The following is a 12,068-nucleotide window of genomic DNA, read 5'->3' as shown; positions in this document are numbered from 1 at the left end:
CTACACGGCTCATAACGTGGCGCTCACACGCGGAGCACCACCGACGAAAGCCGGAGACGCTGAACGCGACCAACCCCGCCACCGACCCGACCGCGCCCTCCCGCGAGGCCCGCGGCGAACGCGCCGACCTGCTGGAGGCACTGGCCCACCACCGCGGGTTCCTGCGCCTGACCACCCGCGACCTCACCGACGAGCAGGCCGGACGGCGGACCACCGTCAGCGAACTGTGCCTCGGCGGCCTCGTCAAACACGTCACGTCCGTCGAACGGTCCTGGGTGGACTTCCTCCTGCAAGGCCCGGCGGCACTGGGCGACTGGAACCGCATGACCGAGGCCGACTGGGCCCGGCGGGCCGACGACTTCCGCATGCTGCCCGGCGAGACCCTGGCCGGAGTGCTGGAGGAGTACGCCGAGGTGGCCCGGCGGACGGAGGAAGTGGTCCGCGCACTGCCCGGCCTGGACGCGTCCCAGCCGCTGCCCCCGGCCCCCTGGCACGAGCCGGGCACGCGCTGGTCCGCTCGCCGGGTCCTGCTGCACATCATCGGTGAGACAGCCCAGCACGCCGGTCACGCCGACATCATCCGCGAGTCCCTGGACGGCGCCAAGAGCATGGGGTGATCGCCCCCGGCGACCACGACGCCCACGGCGACCACGACGCCCTCGACGCCCTCGACGACCCCGGTGACCGCCGTCGTGACACCGCCGGCCAGACCTCCCGGACCGGCCCCGCGCCCGCTTCGGCCGCGCCCTCCGGGAACGGGAACGTCTCGACCCACGGAATGAGCAAGATCGTGCCCAGGGTGTTTCGCCGCGCCGCAGGCGGGTTATCCGACAGCATCCCCAACGTTTCGACCTTTCAGGAGGACGCATGACCACGGCGCGGGAGATCATGACCGAGGGTGCTGAGTGCGTGGGCGCCGAGGACACCGTCCTGGACGCGGCGCGCAAGATGACCGAACTCGGTGTGGGCGCGCTGCCCATCTGCGGCACCGACGACCGCCTCAAGGGCGTGCTCACCGACCGGGACATCGTCGTCAAGGTTCTGGGCGTCGGCAAGGACCCGGCCCAGGTCAAGGCCGGTGACCTGGCTCAGGGCGAGGCCGTGACGATCGGTGCGGACGACGGCGCCGAGGAGATCCTGAGCACCATGGCCTCCCACAAGGTGCGCCGTCTGCCCGTCATCGACGGCCACCGCCTCGTCGGCATCGTCGCGCTGGCCGACGTGGCCCGCGCCCTGCCCGACCGCGCCGTCGGAGACCTGCTCGAAGTCATCTCCAGCGAGTGACCCGCGGGTGGGCCGGGGGGCGCGGGCCGGGGCCCTCCGGCCGCCGCCGTGCCCCCGCGGCCCGACGCCGCGCTAGCCCGGCGCCTCACCGGCGCCGGAGCCGGTGAGGCCACCCGGCCCGCCGTGAGGCCACCCGGCCCGCCCCCTTGCGGACTTCCCGCCCCCTGTGGCCCGTTTGCCCCGGCCCGATGGCGGGCGTGCGGACGATGGGCGACGGTGAGGAGGACGTCGACCGGACTTCGTCGGCGTTTCTTTCACCCCACAGCAAGGGAGCTCTTGGCATGTCCGAACGCAACACGCTGCTGCGCAGCCTGCACGACGTGGGGCTGGCCGCCTGGTTCGGCGGCTCCTTGATGGGCGCGATCGGGCTGAACGGCGCGGCCCGCGACGAGGGCGGCACCTGGGCGAACACCGCGAGGATCTCCAGCTCCGGCTGGGCGAAGTGGACACCCGTCAACGCCGCGGCGATCGCAGCGCACCTGTTCGGCGGCGGCGGCCTGCTCGCCGCGAACGCCCCGCGCGTCACCGCCCAGCAGGGCGTGGGCGCCTCCACGCTCGCCAAGACCGTCCTGACCGGCGCCGCACTCGCGGCCACCGCCTACAGCCGCGTGCTGGGCAAGAAGATCGAGCTCGCCTCCTCCACCGACCAGGAGGACGCCGAGAAGGCCGCCCAGCACCCCATCGACACCGACAAGGCCCAGCAGCAGCTCACGCGCATGCAGTGGGTCGTCCCGGCCCTCACCGGCGGGCTGCTGGTCCTCAACGCCCTGCACGGCGAGCAGCAGCGGCCCGAGGAGCAGCAGCGCGGCATGTGGCAGCGGGCCCGCACCTTCACCCCGCACATGCAGTCGGGACGGGGCCACCACTTCATGCATTGAACCGCCGGTGCCGACGTGGTGTCGCGCACGACGGCGGATCCGGTGACCACGGCCGGACGGCGCGTTCGGGTCCCCTGACGGCCCGGTGTGCCGAGGGCCGCCGTGCACCACGGTCACCACGGTCACCGCGACGTCCGTGCCGGTGACCGCCGGGAAGCAACCGGACGGCGGTGCGGCGGGCAGGGCGGAGCGGGCCCCGCCTCCGAAGGGCGGACGCGGCCGGCCCGTGGAAAGCGGCACCCCGTGCTCCGGACCCGTACGGGCGACCCCCGGGCCGGACCCCGCCGTCCACTCCCCCGTCGCGGGCGGCGGGCGCCTTTCCGCCCGGTCACACGCATACGCGCACCGCGCCCCTGCGCGAGGTGCTTCCGGCCCCGGACCATCGCCGCCGTGCCACGGTCACCGCGCCCGCCCGCCAGCCGGACCAGGGCCGGCCGGCCCTCTCACGTGCTCCTCCGGCGGGACGCCGATAGGTGCCCGGTCCGCGGCCGGCCGGCGCGGCCCGGCGGCTAGGATCGGACGGTGATGCGGAGCACAGCGCTGGCCGGGGCCTTCGACGAGCTGGCCGACACCTACGATCACCCCCACCACGAGGAGATCGCGCGGGCCCTGATCGCATGGGTGGCACCCGGCGCGGCCGACACGGTCGCCGACGTGGCGTGCGGCGCGGGAGCCGTCGCCCTGCAGCTCGCGCAGGCCCGGCCCGGCACCGCCCGGCCCGTCCTGGCCGTCGATCTGTCCGCCGGGATGGTCGCGGTGGGCCGGGCCCGCGCCGCGGCCCTGGGACGTGACACGGCGATCGACTGGCGGGTCGCCGACGCCGTACCGCTGCCCGTCGCCGATCACTCCCTCGACGTCGTGCTCTGCGCGTCCTCGCTGCACTTCCTGGGGCGCCGGGCCCTGACCGACTGGCGGCGCGCCCTGCGTCCGGGCGGCCGGGTGGGTTTCACGCTGCCCCTGGCCACGCACTTCCGTCCCTCGCAGCGCTTCGCCGGCCATGTCGCCCGTGACGTGCCGCTGCCCGGCAGCGCGCGGGAGGCGAGCGCCTGGGCGACGGAGTGCGGGTTCACCCAGGCCGATTCCCGCGTCCACGTCGTCGGTACGCGTCGCGTGGTGGTGACTTCGGCGACCAGCCCGGACGCCGGGTAGACCGGGAACCCGTCCCCCGCGCGGGATCCACGGCGGACCGGGGGCGGGGAGCCGGCCTCGCGGCCGGTGCCGGCCGCGTGCGGCCTCCGCGTCCGTGCCGTGCCGCCCTCCGCGGGCGGAGCCTCGTGAGCCTGCCGCGTCCGCTCAGCGCGCCCGGCGAGAAGGCGCCCGGGGGACGCGGGGAGGTGCCGGGTCGTCCAGGTAGCTCGTCCGGGCGCCGTCCCAGGAACGCCGCAGGGGGTCCCGTACCGTCCGCACGCACCACCCGGCCGGGGTGACCACCGCGAAGTACAGCGCCGCCAGGGCCAGGTGCCGCAGCCGCTCAGTCCACCGGGATCCTGGCACGCCAGTCGTCCTCCTCCCGCCACTTGGGCTGGTCCCGCTTGTCCAGCAGGAAGTCGCCGAGGACCAGCAGATCGATCCGGGTGCGCATGAAGCAGGCGTACGCCTCCCCGGGGTCGCGCACGATCGGCTCCCCGCGCACGTTGAACGAGGTGTTCACCAGCACCGGGCAGCCCGTGCGGTCCCGGAAGGCGGTGAGCAGTGCGTGGAAGCGCGCGTTGTGCCCGGCCGTCACGGTCTGCACCCGGGCCGAACCGTCGACGTGGGTGACCGCCGGGATCGTCGAGCGCGGTACCCGCAGCAGGTCCAGGCCCCTGACCCCCTCGGCCGCGTCCCCGCACTCCCGCCGCCGGGCCGCGGCGACCTGCGCGGTCAGCAGCATGTACGGGCTCTCCGACGCCAGGTCGAACCAGTCCTTGGCGTCCTCGGCGAGCACCGCGGGCGCGAACGGGCGGAAGGACTCCCGGAACTTGGTCTTGAGGTTGAGGGTGGACTGCATGGCGGGGTCGCGCGGATCGGCGAGGATCGACCGGTTGCCCAGCGCCCGCGGTCCGAACTCCATCCTCCCCTGGAACCAGCCCACCACCCTGCCCCGCGCCAGCTCCGCCGAGACCCGTTCCACCAGTTCCCGCTCCGGCAGGCGCACGGCGGGGTAGCCGCCGCGGGTCAGGAACTCGGCGATCTCCCGGTCGCCGTAGCCGGGGCCGAGCAGCGCGCCGCGCATCGCGTCCGTGCCGCGCCCCACGTGGGCGCGGGGCGCGCCCCGGCGGTGCGCCTCGGCCAGGGCCGCGCCGAGCGCCCCGCCCGCGTCCCCGGCCGCCGGCTGGACCCACACCTCCTCGCAGACCCCGTCGGCCAGGATCCGGCCGTTGGCCACGCAGTTGAGCGCCACGCCGCCGGCCAGGCACAGCCGTCGCTCCCCGGTGCGTTCCAGCGCCGTCCGGGCCAGCCGCAGCACCACCTCCTCGGTCACCTGCTGCACGGAGGCCGCCAGGTCGAACTCCCTTTCGGTGAGCGGGCCCTCCGGTGTCCGGCGCGGCCCGTCGAACAGCTCCTCGAAGGCCCGGCCGGCCATGGTCCGCCCGTACTGGAAGGTGAAGCGGCTCAGGTCCAGGCGGAAGGAGCCGTCCGGCTTGACGTCGATCAGCCGCTGCCGGATGAGCGGCGCGTAGCGCGGCGTCCCGTAGGGCGCCAGGCCCATCAGCTTGTACTCGCCGGAGTCGACCTTGAAGCCGCAGAAGTACGTGAACGCCGAGTACAGCATGCCCAGCGAGTGGGGGAAGCGCAGTTCCGCGAGCGGGCGGAGCCCGGTGCCCCGGCCGTGCCACAGCGTCGTCGTCGCCCACTCCCCCACGCCGTCGACGCACAGCACCGCCGCCGACGGGTACGGGCTCGGGAAGAACGCCGACGCGGCGTGCGAGGCGTGGTGGCGGTGCGCCACCACCGGCGGCAGCCGCCGCCCGGGCGCCAGGCCGCGCAGATGCGCCCGCACCTCGTCCAGGGCGCGCCGCTTCCAGCCGGCCCACTGCGGGAACGTCCGGCGGAACACGGGGAAACCGCGCGGGGCCGTGGCCAGCCAGGTCGCCAGCACCCGGCGGAACTTCAGCGCCGGGTCCTCGTAGAACGCCACGGCCGCCAGCTCGTCCAGGCGCAGGCCGGCCTCGCGCAGGCAGTAGGCGACGGCGTGCGAGGGGAAGCCGGGATCGTGGCGACGCCGGGTGAAGCGCTCCTCCTGCGCCGCCGCGAGCGGGGCGCCGCCGGCCACCAGGGCCGCCGCGCTGTCGTGGTAGTAGGCGGAGATGCCCAGCACCGGGCCGTCCGCCCCGCCGTGGTCCGGGCGGCCGGCGCGCGCGCCGCCCCTGCCGGTCCGCATGTCAGAACAGGGGGTAGACGGACGCGTCGTCCTCGGGCTGCGGTCGCAGCCGGGACGGCGGGGCCTGGGCGGCGGGACGCTCCGGCGGGGTGCCGGGGGAAGGCCGGGGCCGGCCGCGGCGGCGCAGCCAGGAGGCGAGGCGGCGGAACGCCGAGGTGTGCGCCGCGTTGCTGTCGTCGTGCATCGCTGGGCTCCTCACCCGAGGTCGAGGCGGCCGGCCAGCTGCCGGGCCACCAGGTCGTAGCCGAGGTCGGTGCAGTGCACACGGTCGATGAACAGCCAGTCCCGCGGACCGGCGGCCTCGGCCAGCGCGACGTTCATGTCCAGGAACGGCACGTCGAGCCGTGCGCACCCGGCGGCCAGCCGGTCCGCGTAGGCGCGGCCCACCGCCGTGGTGGAGATGTCGTTGTGGAAGCGGCGGAAGTTGGACACCTCGTCCAGTTCGTCGAAGAGCTGCCTCTCGCGGGGCAGCGGCTCCTCGCGCACCCAGGGCGCGAGCGGCTGGAGCACGAAGGTCAGCCGGGCGCCCAGGGCGTTCGCGAGCCGTTTCCACCCGCCGAGGTGACGGATCGTCAACTCCGTGGCGTGGGCGACCCGCCGGTCGGGGGGCGGTACCACGTCGGGGGCGGGCCCGCAGTCGAAGAAGGCGCCGTGCCGGCCCTGTTTCTCCTCGGGCAGCCGGCTGAGCACCAGGTTGTTGACCCCGGAGAGCAGCACGATGTCCTCCACCGGCGGGAGTTCGTGCTGGAACAGGGTGAACAGCAGCAGCTCCTGGGCCGAGTTGTGGCTCTGCCCGGCGAAGTTCAGCCAGGGCAGCCGGGGCGCGTGGGCGTTCCACAGCCGCGCGGTGATCGTCGCCGCGTCGCCCGTGGCGCCCACCCCGAAGACCGCGGAACTGCCCGCGAGCACCCGCACCGGGCCGTCGGGGCGGTCGTCGCCGACCGTCGCCCGCAGTCCGGCAGGGCCCGGGGTGACCCGGAAGCCGTGCCGGTCGGTGGTGTAGACGGGGGTCTTCTCGTTGCCGTACTGGAAGTACCCCAGGTAGGGCTGGTCCTCCAGGACGAAGGTGTAGTGCTCCATGTGCGGGGTGAACTCGGCGCGGGGTGACGTCATCGCGAGGGGCTCCCGTCGGTGTGCTGTGCGGCTGTCGTGCCTGGGGGTGCGGGCCGGCCGTCCCGCCGTGCGCGTCGACCGGTGCCACGGCGTGCGCGCGGGGCCGGTGCCACGGCGTGTGCGGGTGCGTTCAGCGGGCGGGGGCCGGGGGCGGCGGCTCGGGCAGGGAGCCGGGGCGGTCCTCGCGGATCAGGTCGGCGTTGATGGCCATGCCCGCCAGGCCTCCGCTGGCGGCGGCCATCGCGGCCTGCTGCATGTTCCGGCCGAGGTCTCCGGCCACGTAGAGCCGGGGCAGGCTGGTGCGGCCGCGCTCGTCGGTCTGTACGGACTCCAGGTCCGGGGCCTGCAGCCAGGGGCGCAGCGGGGCCACCCGGGGTTCGGTGTCCAGGTGCAGGAACAGCGCGCCGTAGCTCGCGGACCGGCCGTCCTCGAAGAGGACCTCGACTCCCTCGGGGTGCGGCCTCACCCCGCCGACCTTGTCGGTGACGACGGGGACTCCGGCCGCGGTGAGCCGGTCCCGCTCGTCCCCGGGCAGCTCGCGCCGGTCGGTGAGGTAGGTGATGCTGTCGGACCACACGGTCAGGGTCGCGGCCAGGCACTCGCCGGGCACGGCCCCTCCGTACACGGCGAAGGAGCGCTCGCGCACCTCCCAGGCGTGGCAGTACGGACACTCGAAGACCGCCTTGCCCCACAGGTCCGCCAGGCCCGCGACCGGCGGCAGCACCGAGCGGACACCGGCCGCGTACAGCAGGGTGCGGGCGCGGAAGGTGCCGGACTCCTTGGTGGTGACCGCCACCCGGTCGCCGTCGGGCTCGGCCGACACCACCTCGTCGTCGCGGAACGACACGTCGTACGCGGCGAGCTGGGCGCGGGCGCGGGAGCGGAAGTCGGCGATCGTCGCCCCGTCGTTGGTCAGGACGTTGTGCATGACGCCCGCCGCCATGTTGCGGGCGTCGCCCGAGTCGATCAGCAGCACGCGGCGGCGTGAACGGCCCAGGTACAGTGCTCCGTTCAGGCCTGCCGGGCCGCCTCCGACGATCACCGTGTCGTAGAGCTGCGTGTCCAATGGTCACCCCTTGTCGAGAAGGTCGCTGTGCTCGGGCGGAACGGAGGGCGGCGGGCCCTCGGGCGGTGGCGGGCAGGGCGCCGGGGGTCCGGTGCGCGCGGGCCGGCCGCCGGACGCGCGGGGCGGTTCGCGCAGGGGCGCGAGCAGCAGCGACGCGCCCACCGCCAGGACGGTCCCGCACACCACGAAGACCGCGGGCACGGACAGGGCCTCGGCGAGCAGTCCGCCGAGTGTCGCGCCGACCGGCATGGAGCCCCACGCGCACAGCCGGGACACGCTCATCACCCGGCCCTGGAGATCCTCCGGGGTGAGCCGCTGGCGCAGCGACATCACGGGGATGTTCCAGCCCATCATGAAGACCCCGTTGGCGGCGAGCGCCAGCGCGGCCAGGACCGGGTGGCGGGCCAGGCCCAGCGCGGCGTACGCGGCGCCGGACGCCGCCAGGGACCACCGGGCCAGCCGGAGGGCGGGCAGGCGGTCGGCGGCCCGGGGCGCCAGCCAGCTGCCGGCGACGGCGCCCAGCGAACCGGCGGCCAGCAGCAGTCCGTACCCCGCCCCGCCCAGCCCCAGGGTGCGGTGGCTGAGCAGCACCAGCATCGAGAAGGTCGCCGAGAACACCAGGCCGTACAGGGCGCTCGCGGCCAGTGTCAGCCGCAGGGTGCGGTGGCCGAGGACGAAACCGAGCCCTTCGCGGATGTCGCGCAGCACCCCGCCGCGCGGCCCGTCCGGCGCCGCCCCGCCGCCGGCCCGGGCGAGCGGGGCGAGGCCGAGCAGCAGCAGCGCGGCCAGCGCGTACAGCACCCCGCCGGTGGCCAGCGCCGCCGCCGCGGCCAGGCCCGCCAGCAGGCCCGCCACGGGCGGTCCGGCCGTCTCGTTGAGCACGATCTGCGCCGCCGACAGCCGCCCGTTGGCGCGCTCCAGGTGCCGCTCGTCGACCAGGCGCGGCAGCATCGCGGGCGCCGCGGTGTCGGCGAGGGTCTCGGCGACACCCAGCAGGAACGCCAGCGCGTACAGCAGGACCAGCGGGCGGTCGCCGGCGAGCGCCAGGGCGGCGCCGAGCAGGGCCGCCGCGCGGACCAGGTTGCTGCCCAGCACGATCCGGCGCCGGTCCACCCGGTCCACCAGGGCGCCCGCGGGGAGCGCGAACAGCAGCCAGGGCAGCATGTTGACGGCGGTCAGCCCGGCGACCGCCGCGGGGTCGGGGTGGTGCGCGACCACCAGCAGCGGCAGCAGCGTGCGGGTGATGCCGTCGCCCGCGTTCGACGCGGCCGTCGAGGCCCACAGCCAGCGGAACGGGCGGCCCAGGTCCGCCCGGCGGTGCGGGCGGGTCCCGGACGGGGCGGTGCTAGCCAACAACGCTCCCCTCGTGCCACGTGCGCCTGCCCAGCAGCCGCTCGCCCAGTTCGGTCAGCGCCGCCGGCCCGTACAGCTCGGCCTCGTCCTTGCGGACCCCGCCCTCGGGCGGGTGCGGCGGGATCCGGTCCCGCCAGAACCGCACCCGGGCCCGGCGCAGGTCGGCGTTCTCCTCCCAGGCGGGCGCCATGGTCAGGTACTGGGCCATGCGCACCCGGTCCTCGGAGACGTTGGGGTGCACCCCGTGCGGCAGCAGGCTGTTGAAGATGATCAGGTCGCCGGGTGCGACCTCGGGTGTGATGACCGGGTGGCCGGTGATGTCCGGGGTGAACGGGTCGCGGTCCTCCGGCTGTTGACCCACCCACTTCTCCCACTCGGTGAAGATCTCCGGCACGCACTGGAAGCCGCCGATCTCCTCGTCGCCCTCGGTCAGCGAGAGCACCGCCTGGCAGCTCACCGGCAGCGGGTCGGTGGAGGTGTCCACGTCCCAGTGGACGAAGCCGTCGAAGGCGCGCGGTCCCCGGTTGGGCGGGTTGACGTTGGCGAAGTCGATGGTGACCCACAGGTCGGTGCGGTCCCAGATGTCGACGAAGGCCTCGTAGACCCGCGGGGTCTGCCGGACGTCCCACTGGGCCTGGTGGTTGTACATCTCCACCAGCCCGCTGTGCCCGGGCAGCCGGTCGTTGCCGGTGTGCGGGGAGGTCCAGGTCGACGGATCCTCCGGACGCATGTCGAGGAAGGCGTACAGGCCCTCGGTGAGGGCGTCGACCGTCTCCGGCGCCACCGCCTGACGGACGATCACATAGCCTTGGGTGATCCACTGTTCCCACTCCGCGGGGGACAGGACGCGCAACGGTCGGGTCTTGTGTACGTCTCGCAGTTGAACGGCGGTCACGGGCACTCTCCAGGGGCACGACGCCTGCACATGATCGGGTGGGACGGGCCGGCCCCGGCACCGCCGGTCCGGCCGGCCTCGCCGGGCCGGGGCGCCGGGCGGACGGCGACGGGGGCATCGGACGGGACGGGGATCACTCGACGATCACGCGGAGTCCGGGCAGCGCCACGGCGTCCAGCTCCGTCTCCGTGAGCAGTTCCAGGGCCTCGTCGAGGTGGTTGAGGATGGGGCGGCCGCCGCCGTTGGCGCTGGTGTTGACGAGCACGGGCAACCGGGTGCGAGCGGCGACCGCGTGGCACAGCCGGTGCAGCAGGGGCTGCGCGTCGGGCCGTACGGTCTGGAGGCGGGCCGTGCCGTCGATGTGCCGGGCCTCGGCGAGCTGCCCGGCCCGCTCGGGCCGCACCCGCACGGCGAACAGCATGGTCTGCGCGTGGTCCAGGGGCCCGGTGAAGTACCGGTCGGCCACCTCCTCCGGGCAGATCGGCGCGACCGGCCGGAACCACTCCCGGCGCTTGATCGTCTGGGAGACGTACCGGCGGGCGCCGCTCCAGTGGGCCGAGACCAGCAGCGAGCGGTGGCCCAGCGCGCGCGGCCCGGTCTCCAGGCCGCCCTCCAGCCAGGCCACGCACCGCCGGCCGGCCAGCAGCTCGGCGACGGCCTGGACGAAGTCCTCGTCGTCGGCCGGGCGGCGCAGCGACAGCCCGAGGCTCTCCAGCCGCCGTGCCAGGCCGGCGGCCCGGGCCGCGTCGTCGCCCTCCGCCGCGCCCAGGCCCTGCAGCGGCGGTCCGGCATAGGCCAGCGGCGCCCACTGCGCGCGTCCCAGCAGGGCGGGGCGGTCGGCCGGGTCGGCGGCCGCCAGCGCCGCGCCCAGCGCGATCCCCGAGTCGTCGCAGCAGGTCGGGATGGACACCCGGGTGAACTGGCCCGACTCGGCGAGGCGGCTGTTGGCGGTGATGTTGAGCGCGCAGCCGCCCGCGTAGCAGAGCGTGGCGTAGCCGGGGAAGCGCCGGCTGACGCCGGTGACCAGACGCGTCAGGTCCCGCTCCACGGCGCTCTGCAAGGTGGCCGCCAGGTCCCGGCAGACCCGGTCGTCGGGCGAGGTGCCGACCGTGGTGGTGCGGCCGTCGGCGGTGCGGATCTCGTCGGGGAAGACCGATCCGAAGGAGTGCACCACGTCCTCGTCCGAGGAGTCGGCCAGGCCCGCGTCCAGGTACCCGCCGCTGCCGGGGTCGTACTCCCACCAGGTGTCGGCGTAGCGCAGCGCCGTGCCGGTCAGCCGGTCCTCGTCGAGCGGCTCGTACAGGTCCGGCGAGGCGCGCCGGGTGGACTGCGGGACGAGCATGGCGCGCAGCACCGGCAGCAGGCGGTCGTCGGTCTCCCCGGTGGCCGTCAGCCCGAGCAGTTTGCCGGTGTCGAACTGGCTGCCGTGCACGCGCCGGGCGAGCGCCTCGTAGACGAGGCCGAAGCGCGGGCCGGTGCGGTTGGTGAACGACATCACCGGGGTGAGCTGGTCTCCGTCGCCCAGGCACACCATGCCGCACTCGGCGTAGTTCCCCGTCCCGTCCAGGGCCAGCACCAGGGCCTTGCGGGCCCCGGAGGTGTAGTACGCGAGGGCGGCGTGCGCGTAGTGGTGGCGCACCGCGGTCAGGGTGATGTCGCCTAACCCCTCGGCCAGCGGCCAGTCCAGGGGTTTGATCACCCGGGTCACCGCGTCGGCGAGGCCCGCGCCGCCGGTGGCCGTCCAGCGGGCGTCGTCGTTGACGAGCTCGACCAGCGCCGGGGGCAGCACCCGGCACATCGGCGTGTACCAGTCGGCCACGGCGACGCGGGTCACCGGGCTGGCCGCCCCCTCCCGCAGCTCCGCCAGCCACTCGGCGGCGGCCTGCGGGAAGCCGCCGTTGCCGCCGCACACATGGCGCAGCCCCAGGCGGCGCTCGGCCTCGATGACGCGGTAGCCGCCCGCGTCGGTGAGCGCGGCACCCGCGTCATGGCCGAAGTGCATTCCGATCGTTGCCATGGAACCAGTCACCCTTCCTCGGCCGGGGCGAAGGTCGCGGGGCCGGGTCGTGGATCGGCGGCCCACCTCGCGCGGGGCGGGCCGGAGCGGGGATCGCC

At 75.1% G+C, this 12,068-nt stretch carries 14 protein-coding genes; 5 read left to right on the top strand and 9 right to left on the bottom strand.

Annotation, left to right across the window (positions count from 1 at the left end; all coding sequences use genetic code 11):
* Nucleotides 1-23: 23 nt before the first annotated feature.
* Nucleotides 24-251, bottom strand: a complete 228-nt coding sequence (locus AB0L29_RS01975) for a hypothetical protein (protein ID WP_365822299.1) — start codon at nucleotides 249-251, stop codon at nucleotides 24-26.
* Here AB0L29_RS01975 and AB0L29_RS01970 point away from each other — a divergent pair.
* The 5 genes from AB0L29_RS01970 (at nucleotide 141) to AB0L29_RS01950 (ending at nucleotide 3,311) form a co-directional block, all read left to right on the top strand.
* Nucleotides 141-617: a DinB family protein gene (locus tag AB0L29_RS01970; RefSeq protein ID WP_365822679.1), complete on the top strand. Its 477-nt coding sequence runs from the start codon at nucleotides 141-143 to the stop codon at nucleotides 615-617. The genes AB0L29_RS01975 and AB0L29_RS01970 overlap by 111 nt on opposite strands.
* Nucleotides 614-871, top strand: coding sequence for a hypothetical protein (locus AB0L29_RS01965; protein WP_365822297.1), 258 nt, complete (start codon nucleotides 614-616; stop codon nucleotides 869-871). The genes AB0L29_RS01970 and AB0L29_RS01965 overlap by 4 nt, the downstream gene beginning before the upstream one ends.
* The gene (locus AB0L29_RS01960; RefSeq protein ID WP_365822296.1) at nucleotides 868-1,284 is read left to right on the top strand and encodes a CBS domain-containing protein; all 417 of its coding nucleotides are present in this window, start codon (nucleotides 868-870) and stop codon (nucleotides 1,282-1,284) included. Before AB0L29_RS01965 ends, AB0L29_RS01960 begins: the two co-directional genes overlap by 4 nt.
* A gap of 281 nt (nucleotides 1,285-1,565) precedes the next feature.
* Nucleotides 1,566-2,162 carry a hypothetical protein gene (locus AB0L29_RS01955; protein WP_365822294.1) on the top strand — a complete coding sequence of 199 codons (597 nt, stop codon included), beginning with the start codon at nucleotides 1,566-1,568 and terminating at the stop codon, nucleotides 2,160-2,162.
* A gap of 525 nt (nucleotides 2,163-2,687) precedes the next feature.
* The gene (locus tag AB0L29_RS01950; RefSeq protein ID WP_365822292.1) at nucleotides 2,688-3,311 is read left to right on the top strand and encodes a methyltransferase domain-containing protein; all 624 of its coding nucleotides are present in this window, start codon (nucleotides 2,688-2,690) and stop codon (nucleotides 3,309-3,311) included.
* A gap of 144 nt (nucleotides 3,312-3,455) precedes the next feature.
* Here AB0L29_RS01950 and AB0L29_RS01945 read toward each other — a convergent pair whose 3' ends face one another.
* The 8 genes from AB0L29_RS01945 to AB0L29_RS01910 form a co-directional block, all read right to left on the bottom strand.
* The gene (locus tag AB0L29_RS01945; RefSeq protein WP_365822290.1) at nucleotides 3,456-3,656 is read right to left on the bottom strand and encodes a hypothetical protein; all 201 of its coding nucleotides are present in this window, start codon (nucleotides 3,654-3,656) and stop codon (nucleotides 3,456-3,458) included.
* On the bottom strand, nucleotides 3,634-5,526 hold the full coding sequence (locus AB0L29_RS01940; protein ID WP_365822288.1) for a carbamoyltransferase N-terminal domain-containing protein: 1,893 nt from the start codon (nucleotides 5,524-5,526) through the stop codon (nucleotides 3,634-3,636). The genes AB0L29_RS01945 and AB0L29_RS01940 overlap by 23 nt, the downstream gene beginning before the upstream one ends.
* 1 nt (nucleotide 5,527) lies before the next feature.
* Nucleotides 5,528-5,710, bottom strand: coding sequence for a hypothetical protein (locus AB0L29_RS01935; protein WP_365822286.1), 183 nt, complete (start codon nucleotides 5,708-5,710; stop codon nucleotides 5,528-5,530).
* A gap of 11 nt (nucleotides 5,711-5,721) precedes the next feature.
* A complete protein-coding gene (locus AB0L29_RS01930) occupies nucleotides 5,722-6,639 on the bottom strand; it encodes an Inducer of phenazine A (protein ID WP_365822284.1) in 918 nt (305 codons plus the stop codon).
* A 130-nt stretch (nucleotides 6,640-6,769) separates the two neighbouring features.
* Nucleotides 6,770-7,705, bottom strand: a complete 936-nt coding sequence (locus AB0L29_RS01925) for an NAD(P)/FAD-dependent oxidoreductase (RefSeq protein WP_365822282.1) — start codon at nucleotides 7,703-7,705, stop codon at nucleotides 6,770-6,772.
* 3 nt (nucleotides 7,706-7,708) lie between these two features.
* On the bottom strand, nucleotides 7,709-9,058 hold the full coding sequence (locus AB0L29_RS01920) for an MFS transporter (RefSeq protein ID WP_365822280.1): 1,350 nt from the start codon (nucleotides 9,056-9,058) through the stop codon (nucleotides 7,709-7,711).
* Nucleotides 9,051-9,953, bottom strand: coding sequence for a phytanoyl-CoA dioxygenase family protein (locus tag AB0L29_RS01915; RefSeq protein ID WP_365822278.1), 903 nt, complete (start codon nucleotides 9,951-9,953; stop codon nucleotides 9,051-9,053). The genes AB0L29_RS01920 and AB0L29_RS01915 overlap by 8 nt, the downstream gene beginning before the upstream one ends.
* Before the next feature lie 133 nt (nucleotides 9,954-10,086).
* On the bottom strand, nucleotides 10,087-11,970 hold the full coding sequence (locus AB0L29_RS01910) for a carbamoyltransferase C-terminal domain-containing protein (protein WP_365822276.1): 1,884 nt from the start codon (nucleotides 11,968-11,970) through the stop codon (nucleotides 10,087-10,089).
* Between the last annotated feature and the right edge of the window lie 98 nt (nucleotides 11,971-12,068).

It is taken from the genome of Streptomyces sp. NPDC052701, assembly GCF_040678355.1.
Taxonomy (GTDB): domain Bacteria; phylum Actinomycetota; class Actinomycetes; order Streptomycetales; family Streptomycetaceae; genus Streptomyces.
The sequence above is the reverse complement of the archived record's forward strand: the minus strand, read 5'-3'. Positions and strand labels throughout refer to the sequence as shown.

Excerpts from the sequence above, each read along its gene's own strand:
- AB0L29_RS01960 (WP_365822296.1), top strand. The coding sequence starts at position 868 with ATGACCACGGCGCGGGAGATCATGACCGAGGGTGCTGAGTGCGTGGGC.
- AB0L29_RS01955 (WP_365822294.1), top strand. The coding sequence starts at position 1,566 with ATGTCCGAACGCAACACGCTGCTGCGCAGCCTGCACGACGTGGGGCTG.
- AB0L29_RS01950 (WP_365822292.1), top strand. The coding sequence starts at position 2,688 with ATGCGGAGCACAGCGCTGGCCGGGGCCTTCGACGAGCTGGCCGACACC.
- AB0L29_RS01940 (WP_365822288.1), bottom strand. The coding sequence starts at position 5,526 with ATGCGGACCGGCAGGGGCGGCGCGCGCGCCGGCCGCCCGGACCACGGC.
- AB0L29_RS01935 (WP_365822286.1), bottom strand. The coding sequence starts at position 5,710 with ATGCACGACGACAGCAACGCGGCGCACACCTCGGCGTTCCGCCGCCTC.
- AB0L29_RS01930 (WP_365822284.1), bottom strand. The coding sequence starts at position 6,639 with ATGACGTCACCCCGCGCCGAGTTCACCCCGCACATGGAGCACTACACC.
- AB0L29_RS01910 (WP_365822276.1), bottom strand. The coding sequence starts at position 11,970 with ATGGCAACGATCGGAATGCACTTCGGCCATGACGCGGGTGCCGCGCTC.